The sequence below is a fragment of the Cohnella caldifontis genome (assembly GCF_029360585.1).
Taxonomy (GTDB): Bacteria; Bacillota; Bacilli; order Paenibacillales; family Paenibacillaceae; genus Cohnella; species Cohnella caldifontis.
The window spans coordinates 75,075-100,393 of sequence record NZ_JAQZSJ010000005.1; the positions used below are offsets into that span (position 1 = coordinate 75,075).

The window sequence follows — 25,319 nt, forward strand, 5'->3', positions numbered from 1 at the left end:
TTTTTACAACGTATCTAATCATTCATGGGAGGGTTCGTTTTCAAAATGGAACAACAAGCGCTCATCGCCATCGGAATTTTCCTCGCTACTTACGCACTAATCGTTTCGGAAAAAATCCACCGCACGATCGTGGCCATGATCGGGGGCGTGCTCATGGTCGCGCTGGGCATCGTGGAACAGGACGACGCCCTGTATCATATCGATTTCAACACGATCGGGCTGCTGGCCGGGATGATGATCATCGTGACGGTGACGGCGGAAACGGGCGTATTCAAGTACGTGGCGGTATGGGCCGCCAAGAAGGCGCGCGGGAATCCGGTGCGGATCCTGGTCGCGCTCTGCCTGATCACCGCGGTCGGTTCCGCTTTCCTCGACAACGTGACGACCGTGCTGCTCATGGTTCCGGTCACGTTCAGCATCACCCGGCAGCTTAGGGTGTCGCCGATGCCCTATTTGATCAGCGAAATCATCTCTTCCAACGTCGGAGGGACGGCTACGCTGATCGGAGACCCGCCGAACATCATGATCGGCAGCGCGGTCAAGGAGCTGACGTTCTCGGCGTTCCTCGCCAACCTGGCCCCGATCGCCGCCGTGATCATGCTGGCGTATATCCCCTTGTTCGTCCGGATTTACCGCAAATCGCTCCGTACGACCCCGGAGCTGATCCGCAGCATCATGGAGATGGACGAGAAGGAGTCCATTACGGACCGCAAGCGGCTCGTCCAAAGCTTGTCGGTGCTCGCCATGACGATACTCGGCTTTTTCCTTCACCAGGCGCTGCACTTGGAGTCGGCGACGGTCGCGCTGGCGGGGGCTTTCCTGCTGCTGCTCATGACCGGAGAGCATTCTATGGAACACGCCCTCGCCAAGGTGGAATGGACGACGATCTTCTTCTTCGTCGGCTTGTTCGCGCTGGTCGCCGGACTCGTGGAGACGGGCGTCATCTCGCGGCTCGCGGTTCAGGCCATCGACATGACCGGCGGGGATCCGGTCGCCTCCTCGATGCTGATCCTGTGGCTCAGCGCGATCGCGTCCGCGTTCCTGGACAACATCCCGTTCGTGGCCACGATGATTCCGATGATCCAGGAGATGGGCAACATGGGCGTCTCCGACCTGGAGCCGCTTTGGTGGAGCTTGGCGCTCGGGGCATGTCTGGGGGGCAACGGCTCGCTGATCGGCGCGAGCGCGAATTTGATCGCCGCGGGACTCGCGGCGAAGGAAGGGCATCCGATCAAATTCGTCCAGTACCTGAAAATCGGCTTCCCTTTGATGCTATTGTCCGTGCTGTTAGCCAGCGCATACGTCTACCTCAGATATCTGCTCTGATGACGCGTCCGGTCTGCGCGTGCACGAACAGGCGGCCGTTCTCCCCGACGTTCACCGCGTAGACCAGGGGAATGCCCGGCCGATCGGGCAAATAAAAGGAAGTCACGCCGCCGATCTCGGCCGCGAGTCCTTCCGATTCCAGCCACCGCGCGGCCGCCGCGGCCGCGCGGTCCGCCGACAACGCCGGCCGTTTGGGACGATGGAACAGGTCGCTCAACAAATCCGCGTGCATTCGGCCCGTCACGCGCCGGATCACGCCTTGCCGATCGATCTCGACGGACAGCCCGTCCCCCCATACCGGGGTGCGGAACACGTACCGCTGATAGAAGACCCGCGTTCCCCCGTCCGGCAAGTCCGAAATATCGGCCACGATCATGTCTTCCCTGGGATTGCGCAGGCCGAGCATCCGCTTCCGCGATTCCAACAACCGGTATCCGATCCAAGCGGGCGTATGCGGGGAAGGGGAAGAAAGCGCGCCGGACCATAAGACCTTTGGAGTTGGGGCGCGTCCTTCGGCGGCGGCCGGACTTTGGATAGGGATCAAGCATAATGCGGCCAGGCAGAGCGTTGCCAGGCATAAAGACGAAACGCCGAACGGCTTATGGATTCGCTTCATCCGTCAAAACCTCCCGTCGTCCCCATTATGGGACAGAACCGGCCCGCATATTCCGGCATGCCACCGGTTCCTGGACATGAGCCTGCATGAATTCTCCAAATTCCGCCAACGCTAGGAGACAGCCCTTTTTTATCGGAAAGGAAGGTTGTAATGGCGCAACGCGGATTCAAACGGACGGCGGGCGTGATGATGGGGATTTTCGCCTTTCTCTTCTGGGCGGAGCCCGTCGTCCAGGCGGCGGGAGAGATGGAGACGGTCGGGCGGGACAAGCCGCATAAAATGTCGTGGACGGAAATGCAAAGGCGGTATGACGGCGCGTTCGTCCTCTCTGCCGGGAGGCAAAGTCCCAAGGTGGCGCTGACGTTCGACGACGTGCCCGACCCGAGGTATACGCCGAAAGTGCTGGACGTGCTGAAACGCAAGGGCGTCCGGGCCACGTTTTTCGTCGTCGGCACCCGGGCGCGGAAGCATCCCGAAATCGTGAAGCGTATCCGCCGGGAAGGACATGCGATCGGCAACCACTCTTTCTCGCATCCGGACTTTTCCCGGCTTTCGCTGGCCCATATGAAGGAACAGGTTCTCAAAACCGAGGAGCGCCTATTGCCATTGGCCGGTTTCCGGCCCAAGCTGATCCGTCCTCCGTACGGGGAAATCCGCCCGGATCAGCTGGATTGGACCCGGCGGGAAGGGTATACGGTGGTCAATTGGGACGTCGATTCCTCCGACTGGCGGCAATTGACGGCGGATCAAGTGTTCCGCAACGTGACCCGGGCGGTTCGTCCGGGATCGGTCGTGCTGCTGCACGCGGGCGGAGGAGAGGGACAGAAGCTGTCGGGCACCGTGCAGGCGCTGCCCCGGATTATCGATTGGCTGCGGAACCACGGCTATCAGCCCGTCACGCTGCCGGAGCTGCTGGACACGCCGGAGAGCCTGAAAGTATCGGGCCATGCACCGAAACCGCCCGTAGGCGCATATCCCGGCGGAAAAAGCGGGGAGCGGATTCCACCCGAGATGTACGATTTCTTCTATCCGTTCGCAAACGGTTTTACGTTCCGGCCGGTTCCGTTCGTCTGGACGGCGTCGAAAGTGGAGCTGAACCGCACGTTCCGGACGTTGTGGGAACAGCACATTTACTGGACCCGCCTCACGGTGAACAGCATCGCCGGCCGGCTGCCGGACGAAGCCCCGACGACGGCCCGGCTGCTGAGGAACGCCGACGATCTGGGCGCCGCCTTTCGTCCGTATTACGGCCCAGCCCTTGCGAATCAATTCGCCGGGCTGGTGCGGGAACATCTCGCGATCGCGGCCGAGCTCGTCACCGCGCTGCAGGACGGGCAGAAGGCGAAAGCGGAAGACGCCAATAAGCGCTGGTACGCCAACGCCGACGACATTGCCCGGTTATTGGGCCGAATCAATCCGTATTGGTCCGAAGCGAAATGGAGGGCGATGTACCGCGAGCATCTCAGGCTGCTGACGATAGAGGTCTCCGACCGGCTGGCAGGGAAGTACAAGGAGAACGTCGCGACCAACGAAGCCGTCGAGGCCCAGGCGCTGGGCATGGCGGACGAATTCACGTTCGGTATCGTCCGCCAATTCCCGAGAATGTTCGCCGCATGAGACGGCAAGTCCCGCTCGACGGCAGAACGGCCCGGCCGGAGAATCCCGGTCGGGCCGTTTTCGGCGACATGCTTATTTCAGAATGTACACCTTCACGTTCTGGAGTCCGAAAGTCGAGACGAACAAGCGCGAACCCGGCACGAAAATATCGATCCGGTTGCCCTTGATGGCGCTGCCGGAATCGGTCGCTTTGGCGATCAAGCCGCCTTTGGGCAGGCCGCTGAAATCGTAGCCGGTCACGTACACTTTGGTTCCGAACGGGATGACCTTCGGATCCACGGCGATCGTGCCCAGCTTGAGGGGGTTGCCGAAGTAGTCGACCGGTCCCCATCCGTTTTCTTCCGGAGCGGAGGAATAAGCCGTCGCCTGGATGTCGAGGACTTTGGAATAGGACAACGTGTCCCCGGAAGCGGTCGTGACGACGGTCGCCGCCGCGGCTTTCGCCGCCGGCGCGGACAATGCTTCCTTGACGGCGCCCGAAGGAATCGTGAGCTTCAGGCCTTCGTAGATGTTCAGCGGGTTCACTTTCGGGTTGGCGTCCATCAGCGTTTGCAGCGGGACGCCGAATTTTTTGGACAAGGTCCAGAACGTATCCCCTTCATGCGCCGTGTAGGGAGCGGCGGCATGGGCGGACAGGGCGGGAAGCAGCAAAGCGCTTCCGAGGACGAGGGCGGCGGTGCGTCTGGCGGTCTTTTTCCAACTGATGGTCGACAAGTATGATGTTCCTCCTTGTGTTCGGCCGGCGAGGTTAGCTGTCGGGTTCGGGTTGGGAGTTCAACCCTAGGCATCTTCCGATGCGATTCACCCCGAGCGCGGCGGGAGCCGCGCGTTCGATCTTTTCCCCCGCACCCTCTAAACGCTTGGGTTTTGGCCATTTCGGTTCCATCCGAGAATAGCATAGCCCCCCAGCCCGTCCTAGCGGCAATTACTGCCAAGAGGCGCGTGCACGCATCAGACCTTCTCTTGGGGGAGATGGTTCCTTCTGGCGAAATGGGCGGTCGTTTCCTCGATTAAATACCGAATCGAAGGCGTCAGCCACTCCGGGCTTCCGTAAATGAGCGACGTGGTCCGTTTCGTCTGCTCCAAATCCCGGACCCGGACGACGTACAGGTCGTTGTCCTCGAGCAATTGCGGCCGCAAATACGATTTCGGCAGCAGCGTACCCGCCCGGCACGCGGACAGCAGCCGAACGATCGCTTCGAACGAGTCGATTTCCATCTGGACTTCCGGCTTGACGCCATACTTGCGGAACAGCTCGTCCGTAAGCGTGCGGTACCAGGTTCCCGGCGCGAACAGGATCATGGAGAACCCGTTCAGATCGGACATCTGGAGCTGGGTGCCTTCCAATATAAAATGCGTTCTCGGAAGGACGAGCATCAGATGGTCGTCGAATAAGGGTACACTGGTAACGGAGGGTTCGTCTTCCACCGCGGAAGCGACGATGCCGAAGTCGACTTTGCGTTCCTTCACCAGCGTGGCGATCTCATGCGATTTGCCGGTGACGGCCTTGATCTCGAGATGGGGGTGCTTCTCCGTCATCGCGGTAATCCAGTCCGGCAGCGTCGTCTGCAGGGTGGTGAGGCTCGCCCCGATCGTGACGACTTGCGCCTCGTCCGATTTGAATGCGTTCAGCTTCTGGAGGTAAGCCCCGTGAATCCGCCGCAGTTCCAGCGCGAACTCGTAGGACAGCTGACCCGCGGGCGTGAGCTCCAGCCGTTTTCCGATCCGGCGGAACAACTGGGTGCCGAGTTCGGCTTCGAGCCGGGAAATCCTGCGCGAGAGGGCGGGCTGGGAAAGGTTCAGCCGCTCGGCGGCTTTGTTGAGGCTAGTATGCTCTACGACCGTGGCGAACAAACGCATATCTTCCAACATTTCGCCAATCTTCCTTTCCCGATATGCATTTTGATTATAACAATTTATAAAAAATCGGCAGTTCCATTATAAGCGAAAATAGGGTAACCTTAATAGCGGTGACAAAACGGTGACGGAATGGGAACCCGAACCTCCCTCCGTTCGACGATCGCCGACGCGAAAGGAGAACAAACGTAGACATGAGTGGAAATTCGTACTTACCCCGCAAGCTGCATTCCCTGCTGGGGGTCATCCCGCTGGGGCTGTTCTTCATTGAGCACGCCTTGACGAACTATTCCGCGTTCGAGGGCGGACTCGAGGGCTTCAACCGGAGCGTCAATTTCCTGCATCAGCTTCCGCTTGTCTTTTTCCTCGAGCTTATCCTCATTTGGCTGCCGATCCTGTTCCACGGCGTGTACGGCCTCTATATCGCGTACCAGTCGAACCTCAATACCGGCCGTTTTCAGTATGGCCGCAACTGGGCGTTCGCGCTTCAACGGATTTCGGGCGTGATTACGTTCATTTTCGTGATTTGGCACGTCTGGGAAACCCGGATCCAAGTGGCGCTCGGCAACACCACGTACGAAGAACTCGGCGCGCACATGCACGAAATCTTTACGAATCCGGCATATATCGTGATCTACGTGATCGGGGTCATCGCGGCTTCGTTCCATTTCGCCAACGGGCTGTGGGCGTTCCTGGTCAGCTGGGGCATCACGATCGGGCCGCGCGCGCAGCGCGTGTCCTCGAATATTTGCATGGGCATTTTCGTCATCGTGGCCGTGCTGTTCCTGCTGTCTCTCGTGGCGTTCAGCGGCGACGAGTTCGCTTCGGCCGCGGCGGCCGCCGGCTCGGCATCGATCGGTTAAGGAGGGCTTTCAACCATGGCAAAAGATAAAATCATCATCGTAGGCGGCGGTCTCGCCGGCCTCATGGCGACCGTCAAAGCGGCCGAGGCGGGCATGCGGGTCGATCTGTTCTCGCTCGTTCCGGTCAAACGCTCGCACTCGGTTTGCGCGCAAGGCGGCATCAACGGCGCCGTCAATACGAAAGGCGAAGGCGACTCCCCTTGGGAGCACTTCGACGATACGGTTTACGGGGGCGACTTCCTGGCGAACCAGCCGCCCGTCAAGGCGATGTGCGAGGCGGCGCCCGGCATCATCCACCTCATGGACCGCATGGGCGTCATGTTCAACCGGACGCCGGAAGGCTTGCTGGACTTCCGCCGGTTCGGCGGCACGAAGCACCACCGTACCGCGTTCGCGGGCGCGACGACCGGACAGCAGCTGCTTTACGCCCTGGACGAGCAAGTGCGCCGCTGGGAAGTGGCGGGCTTGGTCCAGAAGTTCGAACATTGGGAATTCACCTCGGTCGTGATCGACGACGACAACGTCTGCCGCGGCATCGCGGCGCAGAACCTGCGTTCCATGGAGATCCAGACGTTCAAGGCGGACGCGGTCATTCTGGCGACCGGCGGGCCGGGGATCATATTCGGCAAAACGACGAACTCGGTCATCAACACGGGCACGGCGGCCAGCGCCGTGTACCAGCAGGGCGTTTACTACGCCAACGGCGAAATGATCCAGATCCACCCGACCGCGATTCCGGGCGACGACAAGCTGCGTCTCATGAGCGAATCGGCGCGCGGCGAAGGCGGGCGGATTTGGACGTATAAGGACGGCAAACCGTGGTACTTCCTCGAGGAGAAATATCCGGCCTACGGCAACCTGGTGCCCCGGGACATCGCGACGCGGGAAATTTTCCACGTCTGCGTCGATCAGAAGCTCGGCATCAACGGCGAGAACATGGTCTATCTGGATCTCTCGCACAAAGACCCGAAAGAGCTGGACGTCAAGCTGGGCGGCATCATCGAAATCTACGAGAAGTTCATGGGCGACGACCCGCGCAAAATCCCGATGAAGATTTTCCCTGCGGTCCACTATTCCATGGGCGGCATGTGGGTCGACTACAACCAGATGACCAACATTCCCGGCCTGTTCGCCTGCGGGGAGTGCGAATACCAGTACCACGGCGCGAACCGGCTCGGCGCGAACTCGCTGCTGTCCGCCATCTACGGCGGCATGATCACGGGACCGAAAGCGATCGAATATATCAAAGGGCTGAAGAAGTCGGCCGAAGACGTCTCCGAGAGCGTGTTCGAGCGCGAAGCCAAACGCCAGACGGACAAATACGAATCCATTCTCAAAATGGACGGCAACGAGAATGCCTACTCGCTTCATAAAGAGCTCGGCGAATGGATGACGAACAACATGACCGTCGTGCGCTTCAACGACAAGCTGCAGCAAACGATCGACAAGATCAAAGAACTCAAGCAGCGCTATCAGAAAATCAACATCAACGACACGGCCCGTTGGAACAACGCCGGCGTCGCGTTCACCCGCCAGCTGTGGAACATGCTGGAGCTGGCCGAAGCGATGACTTTGGGCGCCCTGCTGCGGAACGAAAGCCGCGGCGCGCACTACAAGCCGGATTTCCCGGACCGGGACGACGAGAATTTCCTGAAAACGACGAAAGCGAAGTGGACGGCGGACGGCCCGCAAATCTCCTATGAGGAAGTGGACGTCTCGCTGATCCCTCCGCGGATTCGCGACTACTCCCACGACAAGAAGAAGGAGGGTTAAACGATGGCGGATACGGCAACCAAACCACGCACGGTCAAATTCATCATCACGCGCCGGGATCGTCCGGAAGCCGCTCCTTACACGGAGGAGTTCGAGATTCCCTATCGTCCGAACATGAACGTCATCAGCGCGCTGATGGAAATCCAGCGCAATCCGGTGAAGGCAGACGGGACCAAAACGACTCCGGTCGTCTGGGAATCGAACTGCCTGGAGGAAGTGTGCGGCGCCTGCTCGATGGTGATCAACGGCAAGCCCCGCCAGGCATGCTCGGCGCTCGTCGACAAGCTGGAACAGCCGATCCGGCTGGAGCCGATGTCGACGTTCCCGGTCGTGCGCGACCTCGTCATCAACCGCGAGCGGATGTTCCAGGCATTGAAGAAAGTCAAAGCCTGGATCCCGATCGACGGCACGTACGACCTCGGACCGGGCCCGCGGATGGCGGAGTCCAAACGGCAATGGGCTTACGAGCTGTCCAAGTGCATGACGTGCGGCGTCTGCCTGGAAGCTTGCCCGAACGTGAACGACCGCAACTCGTTCATCGGGCCGGCCCCGATCTCGCAGGTGCGTCTGTTCAACGCCCATCCGACGGGCGAAATGAACGCGCACGAGCGTCTTGAGGCCCTGATGGACGACGGCGGCATCGAAGGCTGCGGCAACTCGCAGAACTGCGTGCGGTCCTGCCCGAAGGGCATTCCGCTGACGACCTCGATCGCGGCGATCAACCGAGACACGACCAAGCATATGTTCAAGAAGTGGCTGACCTCTTGATTCGCGGCAACGCCCCTGTCCCGGATTCGAACCGGGCAGGGGCGTTTTTTCGTTGGACGGTGAAGGGGGAGCGGCTCGTGCTTGAGGGATGCAGCTCGTGCGTGGGGGAACGGCTCATGCGCAGGAGAAGCGGCTCGTGCGCAGGGGATGCGGCTCACGGGGCCGGCATGAAGGGTCGACGGATCCGCCCCGGTCCGGCCGCAGACGATCGCGATGCGGTTGCGGAGTTATTGCGTTTGAGCAATAACTCCCGGTCGTCCGAGCTTGAAAAGCCGTGAAACCGCTGAAACGCAAAAGGCGTGAACGTTAATATGTTTGGCATTCCGCGATTACGGCTTGGAGCCGTTTTGGACGAGATCGTTCAACTCATCCATCATCTCGCGGTATTCCTCGGACGCCGTCATTTTTTGTACTTGGCGGTTCCAATCGTCAATCGAAGCCGCGCCGAGAATGACCTTGATTTTGAACCGTTCCAATTGCGCGTTCAGATCGGCGTATTTTCCCGTGCTCCACAACTTGGCGATCCCGGGTACGTCCGCGTCCGCGTAAGAGACGTTCCTCCATTCCTTCACCGCCGCAGCATAGGCGTCCCGTTCGGCCGAAGACAGGTTCGGCAGGCTGCCGGCGTCCTTCAACAGGTCGGAGGTGCCGAACAGGCTGCGCAGGACGGGCCGATCCGCCTCGGTCACCCCGTTCGGTTCCGCCTCGCCGCCGTCCGCGAACTGTTTCACACCCTGTTCGAGCCACGACAAAATGCGCTCCGGCGGGATTTTCGCCATTTTCGTCACGATATAGACGCCCGCATTCTGATTGCTCCAGGGCGCGATCGGCGACGCGAGCGCGTCGGCTTTAACGCCGGAAAGCGGCGTCCAATCCGTGGCGCCTTCGGATAACGAAGCCGCTTCGTCCAGCCGGAGGGAAGCCATGCCGGCCCGGCCTTCGCGAACCCGATCCATGGCTTGCTCCTGCGTGATGATCGGAAACTCTTTATCGATCACGCCATCCGCGTACGCACGCGCCAGCCACTCCAGCGCAGACGTTTCCTCGCCGGTCACCGCATGGTCGACGACCCGCCCGTCTGCCGCCGAGAACCGCCCCGGGCTGCCAGTGTAGGCCTGTTCCACCCAGGCGAACGAACCCAGGCCGTCAGCGGGCACGAACCCGGTCATGCCGTATGTATCCGATTTGCCGTTGCCGTCCGGATCCAGGTCGGTAAAAGCTTTCAGCACTTGGTAAACTTCATCCATCGTTTTCGGCTGAGCCAAGCCCAGCTTGTTCATCCAGTCCTGCCGGACGGCGGGGAACGGCGCGTCATGCGGATCCTGGGGCAGCGGAATCCCGTAGATCCGCCCTCCGGCCGTAAGGCCGCGCGCGGGATCGAAAGCCAGCTGTTTCAGGCGGGGGAATCCGTCGAGCAGGTCCGTTACATCCACGGAGATCGAGGCAATCAGGTCATCCTGATACTGCCGGTCGCCGGGGAGCAGCATCAGCGCGTCCATGTCGCCGGCGGCGATGGCGATATGGACTCGGTCCGTATATTGCGCGGGCGCGAACATCCGAACGCTTGCGTCCGCGCCCAGACGTGATTTCAACTCGGCGGACAAGGCGGGCGAGACGGACGCGGAACCGCCGCCTGAAGCTTTGGCCGTGACGGTAAAGCGGGGCAGCGCGTTCGGGTCTTTCACGTAGGCCATGCGGTTCGCCGGGTCCCAATTCACGGTCATGCCGCATGCTTCCACCGTTGTCCGAAGCGGAATCCAGAGCGCATCGTCCTTTACGAACGGCGGGGCGGGCAAGTCCCTGACGGTTGCGCCTCCGATTTCGGCTTCGGCCGAGTCCGCCCGATAGACGAACGATGCCTTGCCGGCTTGCGTCGCCGCCAGCGTACGCGATTCGGCATCCCACTCGGTCACGTACCCGAGACCTTGGAGCAAGGCGATGCCGGGCACCATCATCCTTTCATGGACGATGGCAGGCTCCGCTAGCAGCGCGATGCTGTAGTCCTCGAAATAGACGGATACGCCGGCCCGGGAAGCCGGTCCGGATGCGGGGGAAGCGGCCGGCGCGGCGGCATCCCAGGGACTGCCGGGCGGCATGGCCCCATAGGCGGGCAAGGCGCAGATCAGCTCGAAGGCCAATAAGGCAACGGCTCCCGATATTGCAGGACGGAGAAACGGATTTCGATTCAAGGTTCAACCTCCTTGTCGGTTCTCGGATCTGCTTGTTTAGACGATCCAAAAAAGGAATAGTTACGGGAGCATGGGAAGATGGCGGAGAGGCCGCTCATCCGGTACAATGGTCAGGAAGCATGATCCTGCCTCATTTTCATTTTCATCCAAGAAAGGTGACATCCGCGCATGAACAAGTCCGGCAACCTCGCAGCCGCGCAACCCGCCCGTACGACCGGCACCGCCCTGATCGTCATATTGGGCGCTTTGACCGCCTTCGGGCCATTATCCATCGACATGTACCTGCCGGCATTCCCGAGAATCGAAGAAGAACTGCATACGTCCGGTTCGATGGTCCAGCTCAGCCTGACCGCCTGCCTGGTCGGCCTGGCGCTCGGCCAAATATTGGCGGGTCCGGTCAGCGATCAGAAAGGCCGCAGAGGCCCGCTGCTCATCGGCTTGGCCGTATATGTGATTTCCTCCTTGCTGTGCGCATGGCTGCCGTCGATCGAGGCGCTGGTGGCGTTCCGGTTCCTGCAAGGGCTGTCGGGAGCGGCGGGGATCGTGATCGCGCGCGCCGTCTCGCGCGACCTGTTCGCCGGGTCGGCGCTGACCCGGTTTTCCGCGGCGCTGATGCTGGTGAACGGTACGGCGCCGATCCTGGCGCCCATCGTCGGCGGGCAGCTGCTCAAGCTCATGTCCTGGCGGGGCGTGTTTCTCGTATTGGCGGCGATCGGAGCCGTCATGCTCGTGTCCGTATGGCTAGGGCTGAAGGAGACGTTGCCTGCAGATCGGCGAAACGGGGGCGGCTTGCGGAAAACCGCGGCGGACTTCGGGACGTTGCTGCGGGACGGACGGTTCATCGGACTCGCGCTGGCGCAGGGCTTCGTCATGGCGTCCATGTTCGCGTACATTTCCGGATCTCCGTTCGTCCTGCAAAATTTGTACGGCGCTTCTCCCCAGACCTACAGCTTGTTTTTCGCGGTCAACGCCGTCGGCATCGTGGCGGCCGGACAGTTCGCGGGACGCACGGCCGAGCGGTTCGGAGAACTCCGGCTGTTCGTCGTCGGCGTGACGCTCGCGGCAACGGGCGGCACCGTGCTGCTGATCTCCGTCTTGGCGAACGCCGGACTGGCACTGTTGCTGCCTTGCATTTTCGTCACGGTGGCCAGCGTCGGGCTGGTTACGACGACCGGGTTTTCCCTGGCCATGACGAATTACGGACGATCGGCCGGCAGCGCCGCGGCCCTGATCGGCGTGCTTTCCTTCGTATTCGGCGGAGTCGTCGCTCCTTTGGTCGGAATCGCCGGCACGCTGACCGCGGTTCCGATGGGCATCGTGATGGCGGCGGCGACTTGGTGTTCGGCGCTCTGCTGCCTGCTCGTCGTCCGGAAGGCCAAGAAGAACGGAAGCCGCGCGTAATGCGCGGTTTTTCTTGATATATCGGAATTTATAACTTATCGGGGTGAAGCTCAGGTCTCATCCTTTTCGTTTTTGAAGGCAGGATCCGAGCGAATGTCCTGAAAGAAGTTGCCAATTTCCGTATCCAAAGAATGGTTTTAGGCTGACCGGTGTGCGAAGGGTGCCACGACCTGCGGCTTGTACTGTATCGCTGCAAAGGGAAGTTTTGCACGACCCGTTCCTGTGGTGAGACGGAAGAGCGGAGCAGACTGCGGATGTGTTCCAGGTCAATCATCGTCATGTGATCATGACGATCAAGAGAGATTCGGAACTTATCTATTTTACCGGCAGGTGAACCCCGTGTTTAGAGAGGAATTAAGAAAGTTTCTTTCTTAACTGGCAGGTGAACCCCGTGTTTAGAGAGGAATTAAGAAATATTCTTTCTTAACTGGCTGTTGAACCCCATGTATAGAGAGGAATTAAGAAACTTTCTTTCTTAACTGGCCGTTGAACCCCATGTTTAGAGAGGAATTAAGAAACTTTCTTTCTTAACTGGCCGTTGAACCCCATGTTTAGAGAGGAATTAAGAAACTTTCTTTTACCCGCCAAAACCGTTTGGCCGTCTCGGCAGTCTAATGTACGGAATGCGGAGGTGGAACATGTCGACGGAGGAACGGGTTAAAGCCGCTCAGGACGGGGATCCCGAAGCGTTTCGGCAGCTGGTCGCCGAGGCGAAAACGAGATTGTTCGCGATCGCGCTGGCTTATTTGCATAATGAGGACGACGCGCTGGAAGCGATCCAGGAAGCCGTTTGCCGGGCGTACGCGAAGCTGGGGAAGCTCAAGGAGCCCCGGTATTTCCAAACCTGGCTGATCCGCATTCTGATCCGCTGCTGCATCGACGAACAAAAACGCAGGCGAAAGATGCTCCCCTTGTTCGCCATACCGGATACGCTGGCCGCGGACCTCGCTTTGGACGAGAAGCTGCGGATGCGGATGGAAATCGATCGGCTGCCGCCGAATTTGCGCCATATCATCATTCTCAAATATTACGAGGACATGACGCTGCAAGAAATCGCCGGGCTGCTGAAGAAACCGGAGGGCACGGTGAAAACGTGGCTGAACAAAGCTTTGAAGCTGTTAAGAACGGCACTGCGGAAGGAGGGGGAGCAAACGTATGTCCAACCCGGCTGACGAAGCGGCGCAAACGGAACTTTCGGAGAGGATCGACGCCGCGATCGCGGAAGGGATCCGCAGGGGGCAGGCGGAGGCCGCCCGGCAACGTCTGCGGGCGCGGAGAAGGCTGGCCGCAGCGGCGGCGGCATGCGTGATCCTGCTGGCATGTCTGCTCTCCATCCGCGTGTCCCCGGTGTTCGCGTCCATGATGCGGGACATTCCGGGTATGGATCGATTCGTCGATCTGATCCGCGATACGCAAGATAAAGGCGTCCGATTGGCGGTCGACAACGATTTCGTCCAGCCCGTGGGCGCGTCCGACGAACATGACGGCATCCGGTTTACCGTCCAGGGGATTATCGCGGACGACTCCCGGATGGTCGTCTTCTACGAGACGTCTTCGGAGAACGAATCCGAGACCGTTCGGCTGGCGGATATCCGGCCGGTGGACGTTTCCGGCAAAGAGCTGCCGGCCATGATCAGCTATCGGTATCTGCAGGAAGAGGAGCAGGCCGCGAACGAAAACGGCGTGTACCGGGGAACGGTCGACATCAGTTTGGCCCAGGAAGACCAACTGCCGGAAGAGATCATCCTTCGGACCCGAATGATCCGATCCGACGGGCCCGAGCGTCCGGACGCGCCTCCGACGCGGAACGTTAGAGACGACGAGTGGAGCGTGCCGTCCGACCGGGATGCGGGCGGGCCGGAATATCAGGTGCGTTTCCGGATCGACCGGGCCAAGTTCCAGCACCTGAGGCGCGAATACCAGCTAGGGGAAACGATCGTCGCGGAAGGGCAGCGGATCACGTTCGCCAAGGCGGTCGTGACGCCGCTTCGGGTGTCCTTATACGTGGATTACGGCGAGGCCAATCCCAAACAAGTCTTCGGCGCGGGCGACATCCGGCTGGTAGACGACAAAGGCGAGGTGTGGGCAACCACTTCGTCCAGCTTGGTGAAAGACCATCCCGTCATTTATTTCGAAAGTCCGTACTTCACGGAACCTAAAGCGCTGTACGCGGAAGGAAGCTGGTTCCGGGCGCTCGATAAAGACCGGATGACCGTCACGGTCGATCTCGGAAAGCGAAAAGTGGTCTCCGCCCCGGATGGTAAACTCGCGCTTAACGGCGTCCAGGTCGGGCAAAGCCGAACCCGGCTCGATTTTTTCCTCACCGGCGTCGATCCGTCGGACAACATGGGCTATACGCTGTTCGAATCCGAATTCAAGGACGGAACCGGCAAAACGCGCAATATGTCGGACGAAGGCGGCGTTGCCGTGGAAACGAGAGGGGATACGCGCGAACAGCATTCCTACTATTATCTCGACAATGCCGATTATCCGCAGCCGCTGACGTTCAAGATCTCGCTTTACCCCCAATACATCCGCCAGCCGTACAAGATCCGGATCAAATAACGGAATTTACTTCGCGGCGGCCAAATACGTGACGAAGGAAGGTTTGCCCCCGTCTCCCCGGACGACCGCGGCGGTCACCATCAGCCGGTCGCCGGAGGGGCTCCAGCGAGGGGCGTCGGCGATGAAGTTCGCGTCGATCGGCAGGGCCGCGGTCGTTCCCTTCGCGATGTCCGAGACGTAGACCCCGCGGGTCTTCCCGCTTGGCTCGATGCCGGCATAAGCCAGCCGTTCGCCCGCCGGCGTCCAGGCCAAGCCGAAAATCTGGGCATCTTGGGCGATCGCCGCGCGGTTCCCGCCATCCGCGTCCGCCACGGAGAGCTCCATGGATCCTCCACGGATTTTCCGCACGACGGCAAGCTTCTTCCCGTCGGCGGACGGAGACGCCCATACGGCGTTTTTGCCGACGACCGTCCGTTTTCCCGTCTCCGGGTCGTAGGAGAACAGCACCCCGTAAGGAGCGGAATAGATGACCTTGCCGCCGGCCGCCGACAAATTCCCGATCCGGGGAACCTCCGGATCGGACCATGATTTCTTTTCCGTACCGTCGGCGGACACGAGGACGAGACGGCCGTCCATCGCGGCATAGAGAATCGTCCGGTCGTCCAGCCAGACGCCGCTCGTCAGCTCCAGCTCGTCTCTCTGCGTGACCCGTATCGAGCGCCTCGTCTTCAGGTCCATCACGTAACCGGTTCCGACCGTGCTCTGCAAATCGAACGTCTTGTAGAAGATCCGGCTGCGGTCGGGACTGGCGACGGCGAACCCCTGGTTATCCGGACCCGGCGCCAGCGCGGTGTCCTCTCCCGTCGCCAGATTTCGCGCGTATAGGTTGAGCGGCCGGTACTCCGTTCCTTCTTCCGCGGTCGGCTGGCCGTTCGGATTTTCCTTGCTGACGAGGAGAAGGTCGTCGGTGAGCCAATCCGCTCCGCGAACGCCATCCAGGCGCACGAGAGGCTGAGCTTCCGAAGCTCCGAACGAAGCGCTCTCCGGGTTATCGAGGACAACGACGGGGGCGTAGGCGGGGGCTGCCGCGTCCTCGCCATTCCCGGCATGCCCGCAGCCCGCGGTGAACAAGACCAGTCCGACGGCGGACAGGACGACGCCTTTCAATCGGTTCGGCACGATGGATCTCCTCCTTGAAAAGGGCGTTCCGGCGGCGATTCCGGCAGCGTGACCCGGAAGACGGTTTCGCCGTCGGCCCGCAGGAGCTCGAGCGTTCCGTGCTGCCTCTCCGCGAGACGCCTCGCCAGCGGCAATCCCAGGCCCGCTCCGCCGGATTCGTCCAGGCGGCTCTCGGCCGCGGTGCGGAACGGCTCGAAAATCCGTTCCCGTTCCGCTTCCGGAATGCCTGCGCCGGTATCGGCGACGTCCGCGACGGCCCGCCCGCCCCAAGAGCGGCAGGCGATCCGGATTTCCCCTCCGGGCACGTTGTATTTCACGGCATTGTCGAGCAAATTGACGAAAATATGCGTCAGGCTGTCCCGGTCCGCCCAGACTTGGACCGGCTCGAGCTCGGTTCGGATCGAGAGGCCGAACCTTCGCGCCCTCGCCTTCATCCGATCCGCCAAGTCTTCCAGCAAGCGGCGCAGGTCGACGCTCTCCGCACGGTACTCGAAATCGTACTTCTCGAGCGCCGTCAGCCGAAGCGCCTTCTCGACCATGTCGTGCAGGCGGGACGTTTCCTTCCCGATCGTTCGCGCCGCGTCCGCTTGCAGCGAGGGGTCGTCCGGGTACATGGCCATCAGTTCCACGTAGGCTTTAATCGAGGTCAAGGGGGTTTTGAATTCGTGGCTGATGTGGCCGATGAATTCCTTCCGCCGGCTTTCCATTTCCTCCAGCTTGGCGACGGCTTGCCGCAGCTTCGCTTCTTCCTCTTTCATGGCGTTCAGATTGGCCTGGATCCCTTGGCTCATGTCGAAAAGGCTTTCGCTCAGCCTGCCGAGCTCGTCTTTGCGCTTGCGAAGAGGCGGTTCGGCGGGGAAGTTCCCGCCGCGGATCCGTTCCGCCGCCCGGCTGAGCCGGATCACGGAAGAAGCGGAACGGCCGAAATACCAGTAGCCCAGCAGAAAGCTGACGACCGTCACCGCGCTGCCCGCCAGGAGGAACAAATCGCGGGTCTCCCCGTAATACCGCAAATCGGACGCGAGCGGATATTCGAACAGATATACGCCCATTTGCGCATGCGGACCTTGCATGGGCGCGGCATACCACAGGTATGCTCCGTCCGCCCGGTAGGCGATTTTGCCTTTCTCCGCGATCGCCACGAGGTCGCCGCCGTTCGGCAAAGCGCCGAGCGGAACGGAATCTCCGACCGGACGGCCGGCAACGTCGTACAGCACGACCCGCAGCCCGGAGCGGATCGCCAGGTCCAACGCCAGCTGGCGGCCGTTGCGCCGAAGGAACGCCGGCGGGTCGGGCTCCTGGCTTTCGTAATAAGCCTGCTTGACGCCGAGATTGGCCGACCGGGTCAGCTGGAGCAGGTTGTGCTCCGCCGTCTCCCGCTGGTGGTCCCGGATGCCTCCGAGCACGAGCAGGCTGAGGACGAGAACGGTCAGCAGAAGCAGGAGCGCCAGAAACAGGCTGTATTTGATTTTGATGCTGGACGGGATCATCGTCCCGCCCCCGAAGCTTTGTACCCGATGCCGTAGACGGTCTGCAGCAGGCGCTGCCCTTCGTCTCCCAGCTTCTTGCGGAGCCGCTGGATATGGATGTCGACCGTGCGGGTGCCGGGCGCGGAGTCGAACCCCCAGACCGAGTCCAGCAGCTCGTCGCGGGTGAACACCCGGTTCGGGCGGGCGAGCAGCAGCGCGAGCAGGTCGAATTCCTTCGGCGTCAGATCCACCGGAACGCCCTCCAATTCCACGGTACGCGAAGCCGGATCCAGCGACAGGGCTCCGGCCGTCAATTTCCCCGGCTCCTCCGGCTTCGCCTCCAACCGGCGGATCAAGGCTTTCACCCTCGCGACCAGCTCCCGCAGGTCGAACGGCTTGGTCATGTAGTCGTCGGCGCCCAGTTCGAGCCCGGCGATTTTATCCACGATATCGTTCTTGACGGTGAGCAGGATGATGCCCATCCCCGTCCGGCTTTCCAGCCTGCGGCACACCTCGTAACCGCTCAGCTTCGGCATCGACACGTCCAGCACGAGCACGTCGGGGCGGAACTCCGCGGTCAAGCGGAGCGCCTCTTCCCCGTCGTAAGCCGCCGCGACTTCGTATCCTTCTTTGCGAAAAGCGTATGCGAGCGGGCCCACGATGCCGCGCTCGTCGTCCGCCACGAGAATCCGTTTGGCCATCGGTTCACCTCGCCGCCGGGTTGTCCGTGAAACGTTATGCTTTTTCGGCGGATGCTTCCAATGTACCAAAAAACTGCTCCAAAGTCAGACGGCTCTCCGCGACCTCGGCGGCGGCCTCCTTGCCGAGATACCGGATGTGCCAGGGCTCGTACGTATATCCCGTGATGCTTTCCTTTCCTTTGGGGTAGCGGATGATGAAGCCGTAATCGGCCGCGTGCGCCGCGAGCCAGCGGCCTTCTTCCGTCTTCCCGAAGCTTTCCTCGAGCGCGTAACCGACGCTGGCGCTGGATACGTCCATGGCCAGCCCCGTCTGATGCTCGCTCTGACCGGGATGGGCGCTCGTGCGGTTGGCTTCCTCGGCTCCTTTGGCGGCGGCGTTGGCGTCGAAAATCGCTTTCTGCCGGGCGTAGGAGCGGTAGCCGGACACGGCTTTCAGCCGGATCCCCGCTTTCTCCGCGCCGGCGAACAGCTTTTCCAATGCGGCGGCGGCTTCCTTGCGCATCTTCTTCTTGTCGGAATCCCCGGAGAACGAGAAGGGGACGTCAGGGACGGTCAGGTCCCGCGGAACGTAATCGGAAGGCAAATTCCGCTTTTTGTTGACCAGAACGTACAGGCTGGACGCGTTCGTGATGACCGCCAGATCGTCCTCCGTACGGATCGTGCGCGAAGGAAGGTTGTCCGCGGCCCAGGCGGGCAAAGCGGCGGAATCATCCGGGTTCCCGTCGGCGGGCCCGGGATCGGCGGAAGGGAGGGACGCTGGCCCCGTCGGCTTCGCAGACGATTCGGGCGGCGTTGCGGCAGGTGCCGTCGGCGAGTCGGTTTGAACCGCAGTTTCGGACGGCTGCGAGGATGGCGTTACGGGCGCTGCGGAAGGCGAATCGGCAGGGCCGGCCCCCGCGGTGCCCAAGACGTCGTCGCCGCCTTTCATATGGAAAACCCAGCCGACGATACCCAATGCGATCACGAAGGCAAGCAGCCAGCGGCCGGTTTTCGGCATGTTGCGCATTTCCTCTCCTCCATTCGAGCGAATAGCTTCAGGGTAAGAGAGGAATGTATCGCGGGTTTATCGAAATGTATCGAACTTGTAAACAAGCCCGGATCACGCCGAAAACTAGACCTAAGTCTGGCCGCCCGCCGTACTCAGGCCGATTCTGCCCGGCCTCGGCTGCCGGTACAATGGAAACATCGAAAAAGGAAAGCGTGGTCGGTAAACGATGAAAACGAAAAAAAGCGCGCTGCAGGCCTGGAAAATGCTGATGCTGTCGCTGCCGAAAGGCGTCGCGGCATTCGTCACGGCGGTCGCCGGGATTTCGGTCAGCCTGCCGCTGTCGGTGTTCGTCGTCGGCCTTCCTCTATTGGCGGAAACGCTCGTGCTTTGCGGGCATTTGCTCGAGTCGGAACGGTGGACCGTGGAACGGTGGAAGCGGGGGAAGGCTGCCGCGGCGGACCCTTCCGGCTTCGGGGATCGTCCGGTGAAGCCGAAATGGGAAGGTTGGCAGGCGCTGCTCGCGAGGCTCTTCAAAGGCCGCTCCTACCGGGGCGTCGTATACGGCTTGCTTCAACTGCCCGTCGGCATCGCGGCGTTCACCTTGGCGGTCGTGCTGCCGGCGACGTTCTGGGCATTCCTTCTGTCGCCTTTAGCCTACCAAGTCAGCGTAAGGGCGTTCTCGTTCGACTGGTACGCCGGCGATATCGTATCGAACTTCCTGCTGCCGGCATGGTCGGGAACGCAGATCTCCTGGTTGTACGGCGGGATCGGCGCGGTGCTCGTGCTTCTGCTGCCGTCGATCCTTCGCGGGCTGGGCCGTCTGTACGCGGCTTGGATCGAAGCGGCCGCCGGCCCGGCACTTCCCGCGGATCCGGCACCCGCTCCGAGCGGGAACGCGGCGCCCGTATCGGATCCGCTCCCCGAAATCCGCCAATACGCCTAACCGCCGCTTGAACGGCAAAACCCCTCCGCTCCGCGATAAGTCGCGGGACGGAGGGGTTTGCGTTTGTTGTAGGCTTTTTATTTTTCCGGGGGCTCCCCCAAAAGTAATCGGAATGTGCTGCGGAGCAAGGCGTCACATTTGGGGAAATCATTTACATCCATTTTTCGCCCCAAACCTGGATGGACTCGATGACGTCCTTCATGTCTTTGCCTTTATCGGTCAGTTCATATTCGATCCGAACCGGCATTTCCGGATAGACGGTCCGGGTGAGGACGCCTTGGGCTTCCAGTTCTTTCATGCGGTCGGTCAGCATTTTGTCGCTCATCTCGGGGATTTGCTCCTTGATGTCCTTGAACCGTTTGGGGCCTCCCATGAGCACCCGGATGATCAAGCCGGTCCACCGTTTGCCGAGCAATTCGGCGGCTTGCTCGTACTTCGGGCACATCTTGGAATAGTCCATACGGGTCCCCCCTTCCAACGTCGCGGCCGGGTCCGGGATCGGACGGGCCAATTCGCTTTGTCGATTCTCCGTTATTTTATCACAAAGCGCGCCGAAAAGGGAGTAGTAACTAAAACAAATTTAATTACTTGACAAAAGTAAGTGACCTGGATAAGATGAAACTGTAATCAAAACATATACAGAAAAGGAGTTTTGGATATGGAGTGGGGATTGCTGTTGATCAGGGTCATCATCGGATTGCTGTTCGCGGGGCACGCGATGCAGAAGCTGGCGGGATGGTTCGGAGGCGGCGGGCTGAAAGGCACCGGAAGCTTTTTCGACTCCATCGGCATCAAGCCCGGACGCCTCATGGCGCTGCTGGCCGGGGCTGCCGAACTGGCCGGGGGGCTGCTGTTCGCTTTCGGGCTGTTGACTCCGGCGGCTGCGGCGCTGATCGTCGTCACGATGGTGATGGCCGCCGCGAAAGTGCACGGACGAAACGGGCTGTGGATCACGCAGAACGGGTTCGAATATAACCTGGTGCTGACGGCGATCGCGGTCGGAATCGCCCTTACGGGCCCCGGAGCCTATTCCTTGGATGCCCTATGGTTTAACTAATCGCGAGAAGAGGAGGCGGTAAACATGATCCGAATCCAAAGGGCGGACGACCGCTACCTGGCCGATCATGGCTGGCTGAAATCCCGATTCAGCTTTTCTTTCGCCGACCACTACGATCCCGATAACGTGAAATTCGGCGTAATGCGCGTCCTCAACGACGATTCGATCGCGCCTTCCGAAGGCTTCGGCATGCATCCGCATAGGGAAATGGAAATCGTAACGATCGTGCTGAAAGGCCGTTTGGAGCATAAAGACAGCCTGGGCAACCGGGCGGCGACGACCTGGGGCGGCATTCAGCGCATGAGCGCCGGCACCGGCATTTTCCATTCGGAGTACAACTCCTCGGATGAGGAACAGCTGGAGCTGCTGCAGATGTGGTTCCTGCCGGAGCGGCGCGGGCTGACCCCCTCGTATGAGACGACCGCATTCGATCCCGGGGAACTGAGGGGAAGGCTGGTTCCCGTGGCGTCTTCCGAGGGCGTAGCCGGAAAAGTCGCGCGAGTCCACCAGGACATGACGATTTATTTGTCGGAGTTGGGCGCGGGAGAATCGCTGGCTTTCCGGCAGCCGGCCGGCCGAAGGATTTTCCTGTTCGTGCTGGAAGGAGAGCTGACGGCAAACGGAGAGACGCTGCATCGGCGCGACGCCGCGAGAATCGAGGGAACGGCGGAGATGTCGCTCGCCAGCACGACCGGCGCGAAGCTCATGCTGATCGATCTTCCGTAAGAATAGGAAAGGGCGTCCCGCGTGGAAGCGGGGCGCCCTTTCCGTTTTCCGGATCGGATATTCACGAATGCTTCTCCTGCCGATGGAGCAGGAATTGCCGGCCGTATTCGCCGTGCGGGTGAATCGTCGCATGCTCCATCTGCAAGGTGGCATGCGAGATGCCGTATTTTTCCTTCAACATTTCGTTGGCCGCGAGAATGATGCAGAACGGCTGGATATCCTCGCGGATGAACATATGGGCGGTCAGGGAGTAGTGGTCGGTCGAGATCGCCCACAGGTGCATTTCATGCACGTCCTCGACGCCTTCGACTTTGCGGAGCTCGCCGCGGATCTCCTCCAGATCGAACGATTCGGGCACTTTCTCCATGAGGATGGCGGTGGATTCCTTCAGGATTTTGGCGCCGCCCGTGAAGATGATGCCGCCGATGATCATGGAAATGACGGGATCGACGAACAGGAGTCCGGTAAAGTAAATAATCACCGCGGCTGCGATGACGCCGACGGAGCTGAGCAAATCGCCGATGAAATGCCAGAGCGCGCTTTTGACGTTCAGGTTTTCTTCTTCCTTGTTGCTGCGGCTCAGGACGATCGTCAGCGTCAAATTCACGAGGAATCCGATGGACGCGATGACGATCATCAGGCCGAATTTCACGTCCACGGGGTGAATCAGGCGCTGAATGCCCTCGATGAAGATGCCGACCGCGATGACGCAGAGCGCGAGACCGTTTAGGAAAGAAGCGATGATTTCGAACCGAAGGTAGCCGAACGTATACCGCGAGTTGGGCCGTCTTCTGGCCAAGTAAATCGCCGTCATGCTGAGGCCGAGCGCCACGACGTCGGAGATCATATGGGCGGAGTCGGACAGCAGGGCCAACGAATGGGACAGCAGGCCCCCGACGATTTCGACGATGGTGAAAAACAAGGTGAGCAGAAGGACGATCCACAGCGTCTTGCCGGATTTCGACTGCTCTTTTACGTGATCCAAGTGGTGAAAATCATATGCCGCTTCGGCATGTTGGGTCATGGGACGCCTCCTTTCCGTCGAATGCTTTTATCTTATCATACACGCAACCGGTTGAGGCGTCCTTTCCGGCCGATTTTGTTACACAATTGAAATATTGCTGTTACCCGCCTGTCGCAGAGCCCGGCTACAATAAGAAGCAAGACCCCCTTTTTCATAATATTAGAACCTGCCGTCTCGGCAGGTTCCTTTTTTTCTACGGTTGACTAGTTGACATACAGAAGATTTGTCTTATGCCGATCGTTACGGACACCACAGCCGTTATTGGAGCAATTTCAACGTTTTTCAAATCGTAACGGACAACACGGACCTTAAGCACAACACTTCGCGGCTAATCAGCGGTATTTTTGCTGAATAAGTGCAATCGTGTCCGTTAGAATACGATACGTTGAGAAATGCCCCTGATAACGTCCTCTGTGTCCCTTAGCCTGATGGTGTCCGTGTTTTTCGACCTGGTATGCGAATGGGTCAGTCGTAGTTTTTTTTCTGTCTGATAAGCGGGAAATAGGGTCAAATCGGAACGGGCACTTTGCGCTTCTGCCGGTAAAATACCCAGCGGCTGAACCCGATTTCCCGCAGGCGGGCGCGCACTTGCTCCCATTCGTCGCCGACCCGGCCCGGCACGTGGGCGTCGGAGCCGAACGTGACGTCGACGCCGAAGCGGAGCGCTCGCTCGAGCAGTTCATCGGACGGATACCACCCGCCGCAATCCTTCGTTTTGCCGCTCGTGTTGATTTCGATGGCGATATCGTTCTCCTTGACGGCCCGGAACACGTCGTCGATTTCGGATTCGGCCCCGCGGATGTCGGAGAACGCCGGGTAATAGCCTTTCATCGCGTCGATATGGCCGAGGATTTGGAACAACCCGTCGTTCGCGGAGTCGCGGATCAGCCGGTAATACTCTTTTTTGTCCTCGACTTTCTCGGCTTCGCCCAGCTTCTTCCACCGGTTGCGGTTGAAAATGCTGATCCCGCGGGTCTGATGCACCGAGCCGATGATGTAATCGAAAGGATAGCGGGCGTAAGCTTCCCGGTACGCTTCGATCTCGTTCGGGAAAAAGTCCGATTCGACGCCGAGCAGCACTTCGATTCGGCCCGCGTATTTCTCCTTCAGGCGGAGCACTTCCTCCACGTAGCTCGCGAATTCGCTCTTGGCCATGGTGATTTGGGGAAACGGGCGGTCCTCCTCCCGGGCAAAATAAGGGGAGTGGTCGGAAATCCCGATGACGGTCATTTCCGCCTTCAGCGCCGCGCGGATGTAGTCTTCGATCGTTCCGTCCGCGTGTCCGCAGCGTTCATGGTGGGTGTGCAAGTCGAATTTCAATTTCGGTTCCTCCTTACTCGCTTCCGGTGAATTGGTCCTCCGGCATGCCTTTCAAGTCGCTCAGGAACTGCCGCATCGCGCTGCTGACGTACCGTCCCGATTTCGTCATCACGCCGACGGGGTGGCTCACCTCGAGTTCGCGCACCGGCACGATTTTTAACGTTCCCCGTTTCAGTTCGCCCGTAATCGACAATTTGGAGACGATCGCCGCGCCCAAGCCCATTTCGACCATCCGCTTCACTTCTTCGCTGCTGCTCAGCTCCATCATGATGTTCGGCTCGATCTGGTAATCGCGGAAGATCCGGTCGACGAACCGTCTCCCGAGCGTATCCGGCGACAGCATGATGAAAGGAACGTCCTTGAGCATGCCGACATTCACGCTCGAAGCCAAGGCGAGCGGATGGTTCGGCGCGGTCACCAACTCGAACGTATCGTAGTACAACACCGAAGTTTCCACCTGCGGGCTGCGGTCGGTCAAATAACCGATCCCGATATCCACCGTGCCGTTCTCCACGTTGGCCAGCACCTGCAGCGAAGGCATCGACAGGATGGTCGTCTTGATGAGCGGATATTGATCCTGGAAGTAAGAGAGCACGCGGGGCAGGATCTGAATGGCGATCGAGGTCGTCGTGCCGAGCACGATGTGGCCCTGCGGAACCTGGTCCAGGTCGGACAGCTTCTGCTTCAATTCCTCGACGATGCGCAAAATGCGCTCGGCATGCTCCAGGAACACTTTGCCGCGGTCGGTCAGCGTGACCGGATGGTTGCGGTCGACGAGCACCGCCTTGAATTCGTCCTCCAGGCTTTTGATCTGCGCGGATACCGCGGGCTGCGTCAGATTGAGCAGCTCGCCCGCTTTGCGGAAACTAAGCGTACGGGAAATCATGAGCAGCGTCTCCAGCTGGCTGATGTTCAATCTTGTTCGCCTCCCGAATTGAAAATATTTATCGAAGTGACGACAAGAGATTAAAAGGATTTGTCACTGCCTTCATTATAG

The 25,319-nt window shown here is 60.3% G+C and carries 23 protein-coding genes, 1 pseudogene and 1 riboswitch; of the genes and pseudogenes, 12 read left to right on the plus strand and 12 right to left on the minus strand.

From position 1 onward, the window contains the following. Positions 1-45: 45 nt before the first annotated feature. The gene (locus PTZ19_RS09905; RefSeq protein WP_276354097.1) at positions 46-1,326 is read left to right on the plus strand and encodes an ArsB/NhaD family transporter; all 1,281 of its coding nucleotides are present in this window, start codon (positions 46-48) and stop codon (positions 1,324-1,326) included. Here the strand turns inward: PTZ19_RS09905 and PTZ19_RS09910 are convergent. Beyond that, positions 1,310-1,942 carry a hypothetical protein gene (locus tag PTZ19_RS09910; RefSeq protein WP_276354098.1) on the minus strand — a complete coding sequence of 211 codons (633 nt, stop codon included), beginning with the start codon at positions 1,940-1,942 and terminating at the stop codon, positions 1,310-1,312. The two genes, PTZ19_RS09905 and PTZ19_RS09910, sit on opposite strands and share 17 nt — an antisense overlap. Positions 1,943-2,092: 150 nt before the next feature. Here PTZ19_RS09910 and PTZ19_RS09915 point away from each other — a divergent pair, with 150 nt between their 5' ends. Further along, positions 2,093-3,559 carry a polysaccharide deacetylase family protein gene (locus PTZ19_RS09915; protein WP_276354099.1) on the plus strand — a complete coding sequence of 489 codons (1,467 nt, stop codon included), beginning with the start codon at positions 2,093-2,095 and terminating at the stop codon, positions 3,557-3,559. A 72-nt stretch (positions 3,560-3,631) separates the two neighbouring features. Here PTZ19_RS09915 and PTZ19_RS09920 read toward each other — a convergent pair whose 3' ends face one another. Together PTZ19_RS09920 and PTZ19_RS09925 are read right to left on the minus strand one after the other, a co-directional pair. Continuing rightward, positions 3,632-4,273 carry a 3D domain-containing protein gene (locus PTZ19_RS09920; protein ID WP_276354100.1) on the minus strand — a complete coding sequence of 214 codons (642 nt, stop codon included), beginning with the start codon at positions 4,271-4,273 and terminating at the stop codon, positions 3,632-3,634. Between the two features lie 8 nt (positions 4,274-4,281). Further along, a riboswitch (cyclic di-AMP (ydaO/yuaA leader) is annotated at positions 4,282-4,442 on the minus strand. 68 nt (positions 4,443-4,510) lie between these two features. Further along, complete coding sequence (locus PTZ19_RS09925) at positions 4,511-5,431, minus strand: LysR family transcriptional regulator (protein WP_276354101.1); 921 nt, start codon at positions 5,429-5,431, stop codon at positions 4,511-4,513. A gap of 179 nt (positions 5,432-5,610) precedes the next feature. Here PTZ19_RS09925 and PTZ19_RS09930 point away from each other — a divergent pair, with 179 nt between their 5' ends. Genes PTZ19_RS09930 through sdhB form a run of 3 tightly spaced genes read left to right on the plus strand, consistent with a single transcriptional unit; the run spans position 5,611 to position 8,820 of the window. Beyond that, positions 5,611-6,279, plus strand: coding sequence for a succinate dehydrogenase cytochrome b558 subunit (locus tag PTZ19_RS09930; protein WP_276354102.1), 669 nt, complete (start codon positions 5,611-5,613; stop codon positions 6,277-6,279). Between the two features lie 15 nt (positions 6,280-6,294). Further along, entirely contained in the window at positions 6,295-8,052 is a 1,758-nt protein-coding gene (sdhA, locus tag PTZ19_RS09935; RefSeq protein ID WP_276354103.1) for a succinate dehydrogenase flavoprotein subunit, read from the plus strand. A 3-nt stretch (positions 8,053-8,055) separates the two neighbouring features. After that, positions 8,056-8,820 carry a succinate dehydrogenase iron-sulfur subunit gene (gene sdhB / locus PTZ19_RS09940; RefSeq protein ID WP_276354104.1) on the plus strand — a complete coding sequence of 255 codons (765 nt, stop codon included), beginning with the start codon at positions 8,056-8,058 and terminating at the stop codon, positions 8,818-8,820. Positions 8,821-9,149: 329 nt separating this feature from the next. Here the strand turns inward: sdhB and PTZ19_RS09945 are convergent, their stop codons facing one another. Beyond that, positions 9,150-11,009, minus strand: coding sequence for a stalk domain-containing protein (locus PTZ19_RS09945; RefSeq protein ID WP_276354105.1), 1,860 nt, complete (start codon positions 11,007-11,009; stop codon positions 9,150-9,152). A gap of 168 nt (positions 11,010-11,177) precedes the next feature. On the opposite strand from PTZ19_RS09945, the gene PTZ19_RS09950 reads away from it, so the two are divergent. The 4 genes and pseudogenes from PTZ19_RS09950 (at position 11,178) to PTZ19_RS09960 (ending at position 14,975) form a co-directional block, all read left to right on the plus strand. Then, positions 11,178-12,410 (plus strand): multidrug effflux MFS transporter, encoded by a 1,233-nt coding sequence (locus tag PTZ19_RS09950; RefSeq protein ID WP_276354106.1) that lies wholly within the window; start codon positions 11,178-11,180, stop codon positions 12,408-12,410. Between the two features lie 59 nt (positions 12,411-12,469). Further along, positions 12,470-12,741, plus strand: a pseudogene (locus PTZ19_RS25400) (transposase zinc-binding domain-containing protein); the annotation flags it as partial. A gap of 307 nt (positions 12,742-13,048) precedes the next feature. After that, on the plus strand, positions 13,049-13,582 hold the full coding sequence (locus tag PTZ19_RS09955; RefSeq protein ID WP_276354107.1) for a sigma-70 family RNA polymerase sigma factor: 534 nt from the start codon (positions 13,049-13,051) through the stop codon (positions 13,580-13,582). Further along, entirely contained in the window at positions 13,566-14,975 is a 1,410-nt protein-coding gene (locus PTZ19_RS09960) for a DUF4179 domain-containing protein (RefSeq protein WP_276354108.1), read from the plus strand. The genes PTZ19_RS09955 and PTZ19_RS09960 overlap by 17 nt, the downstream gene beginning before the upstream one ends. Positions 14,976-14,981: 6 nt before the next feature. On the opposite strand, the gene PTZ19_RS09965 is transcribed toward PTZ19_RS09960, so the two are convergent. From PTZ19_RS09965 to PTZ19_RS09980, 4 genes are read right to left on the minus strand one after another with little or no spacing between them, the layout of a single operon-like run. After that, positions 14,982-16,094 carry a TolB family protein gene (locus PTZ19_RS09965; RefSeq protein WP_276354109.1) on the minus strand — a complete coding sequence of 371 codons (1,113 nt, stop codon included), beginning with the start codon at positions 16,092-16,094 and terminating at the stop codon, positions 14,982-14,984. After that, positions 16,079-17,584, minus strand: a complete 1,506-nt coding sequence (locus PTZ19_RS09970; protein WP_276354110.1) for a sensor histidine kinase — start codon at positions 17,582-17,584, stop codon at positions 16,079-16,081. Before PTZ19_RS09970 ends, PTZ19_RS09965 begins: the two co-directional genes overlap by 16 nt. Further along, entirely contained in the window at positions 17,581-18,264 is a 684-nt protein-coding gene (locus PTZ19_RS09975) for a response regulator transcription factor (RefSeq protein ID WP_276354111.1), read from the minus strand. The genes PTZ19_RS09970 and PTZ19_RS09975 overlap by 4 nt, the downstream gene beginning before the upstream one ends. 34 nt (positions 18,265-18,298) lie before the next feature. Beyond that, positions 18,299-19,270 carry a M15 family metallopeptidase gene (locus tag PTZ19_RS09980; RefSeq protein WP_276354112.1) on the minus strand — a complete coding sequence of 324 codons (972 nt, stop codon included), beginning with the start codon at positions 19,268-19,270 and terminating at the stop codon, positions 18,299-18,301. 208 nt (positions 19,271-19,478) lie between these two features. Between PTZ19_RS09980 and PTZ19_RS09985 the strand changes: the two genes are divergently transcribed. Continuing rightward, entirely contained in the window at positions 19,479-20,195 is a 717-nt protein-coding gene (locus PTZ19_RS09985) for a sensor domain-containing protein (RefSeq protein WP_276354113.1), read from the plus strand. A 151-nt stretch (positions 20,196-20,346) separates the two neighbouring features. On the opposite strand, the gene PTZ19_RS09990 is transcribed toward PTZ19_RS09985, so the two are convergent. Then, positions 20,347-20,655, minus strand: a complete 309-nt coding sequence (locus PTZ19_RS09990) for a winged helix-turn-helix transcriptional regulator (protein ID WP_276354114.1) — start codon at positions 20,653-20,655, stop codon at positions 20,347-20,349. Between the two features lie 198 nt (positions 20,656-20,853). On the opposite strand from PTZ19_RS09990, the gene PTZ19_RS09995 reads away from it, so the two are divergent. Both PTZ19_RS09995 and PTZ19_RS10000 read left to right on the plus strand, forming a co-directional pair. After that, positions 20,854-21,252, plus strand: a complete 399-nt coding sequence (locus tag PTZ19_RS09995) for a DoxX family protein (protein WP_276354115.1) — start codon at positions 20,854-20,856, stop codon at positions 21,250-21,252. Positions 21,253-21,276: 24 nt separating this feature from the next. Then, positions 21,277-21,978 (plus strand): pirin family protein, encoded by a 702-nt coding sequence (locus tag PTZ19_RS10000; RefSeq protein WP_276354116.1) that lies wholly within the window; start codon positions 21,277-21,279, stop codon positions 21,976-21,978. Between the two features lie 61 nt (positions 21,979-22,039). Here the strand turns inward: PTZ19_RS10000 and PTZ19_RS10005 are convergent, their stop codons facing one another. From PTZ19_RS10005 to PTZ19_RS10015, 3 genes are all read right to left on the minus strand, one after another. Beyond that, positions 22,040-23,002 (minus strand): cation diffusion facilitator family transporter, encoded by a 963-nt coding sequence (locus tag PTZ19_RS10005; protein ID WP_276354117.1) that lies wholly within the window; start codon positions 23,000-23,002, stop codon positions 22,040-22,042. A gap of 507 nt (positions 23,003-23,509) precedes the next feature. Continuing rightward, on the minus strand, positions 23,510-24,322 hold the full coding sequence (locus PTZ19_RS10010) for a histidinol-phosphatase (RefSeq protein WP_276354118.1): 813 nt from the start codon (positions 24,320-24,322) through the stop codon (positions 23,510-23,512). Between the two features lie 13 nt (positions 24,323-24,335). Next, on the minus strand, positions 24,336-25,238 hold the full coding sequence (locus tag PTZ19_RS10015; protein ID WP_276354121.1) for a LysR family transcriptional regulator: 903 nt from the start codon (positions 25,236-25,238) through the stop codon (positions 24,336-24,338). Positions 25,239-25,319: the final 81 nt, after the last annotated feature.

Coding starts and splice junctions, on each gene's coding strand:
- PTZ19_RS10005 (WP_276354117.1), bottom strand. CDS start 23,002: ATGACCCAACATGCCGAAGCGGCATATGATTTTCACCACTTGGATCAC.
- PTZ19_RS09925 (WP_276354101.1), bottom strand. CDS start 5,431: ATGTTGGAAGATATGCGTTTGTTCGCCACGGTCGTAGAGCATACTAGC.
- PTZ19_RS09960 (WP_276354108.1), top strand. CDS start 13,566: ATGTCCAACCCGGCTGACGAAGCGGCGCAAACGGAACTTTCGGAGAGG.
- sdhB (WP_276354104.1), top strand. CDS start 8,056: ATGGCGGATACGGCAACCAAACCACGCACGGTCAAATTCATCATCACG.
- PTZ19_RS10000 (WP_276354116.1), top strand. CDS start 21,277: ATGATCCGAATCCAAAGGGCGGACGACCGCTACCTGGCCGATCATGGC.
- PTZ19_RS09980 (WP_276354112.1), bottom strand. CDS start 19,270: ATGCGCAACATGCCGAAAACCGGCCGCTGGCTGCTTGCCTTCGTGATC.
- PTZ19_RS09995 (WP_276354115.1), top strand. CDS start 20,854: ATGGAGTGGGGATTGCTGTTGATCAGGGTCATCATCGGATTGCTGTTC.
- PTZ19_RS09930 (WP_276354102.1), top strand. CDS start 5,611: ATGAGTGGAAATTCGTACTTACCCCGCAAGCTGCATTCCCTGCTGGGG.
- PTZ19_RS09970 (WP_276354110.1), bottom strand. CDS start 17,584: ATGATCCCGTCCAGCATCAAAATCAAATACAGCCTGTTTCTGGCGCTC.
- PTZ19_RS09955 (WP_276354107.1), top strand. CDS start 13,049: ATGTCGACGGAGGAACGGGTTAAAGCCGCTCAGGACGGGGATCCCGAA.
- PTZ19_RS09990 (WP_276354114.1), bottom strand. CDS start 20,655: ATGGACTATTCCAAGATGTGCCCGAAGTACGAGCAAGCCGCCGAATTG.
- sdhA (WP_276354103.1), top strand. CDS start 6,295: ATGGCAAAAGATAAAATCATCATCGTAGGCGGCGGTCTCGCCGGCCTC.
- PTZ19_RS09910 (WP_276354098.1), bottom strand. CDS start 1,942: ATGAAGCGAATCCATAAGCCGTTCGGCGTTTCGTCTTTATGCCTGGCA.
- PTZ19_RS09985 (WP_276354113.1), top strand. CDS start 19,479: ATGAAAACGAAAAAAAGCGCGCTGCAGGCCTGGAAAATGCTGATGCTG.
- PTZ19_RS09975 (WP_276354111.1), bottom strand. CDS start 18,264: ATGGCCAAACGGATTCTCGTGGCGGACGACGAGCGCGGCATCGTGGGC.
- PTZ19_RS09950 (WP_276354106.1), top strand. CDS start 11,178: ATGAACAAGTCCGGCAACCTCGCAGCCGCGCAACCCGCCCGTACGACC.
- PTZ19_RS09905 (WP_276354097.1), top strand. CDS start 46: ATGGAACAACAAGCGCTCATCGCCATCGGAATTTTCCTCGCTACTTAC.
- PTZ19_RS09915 (WP_276354099.1), top strand. CDS start 2,093: ATGGCGCAACGCGGATTCAAACGGACGGCGGGCGTGATGATGGGGATT.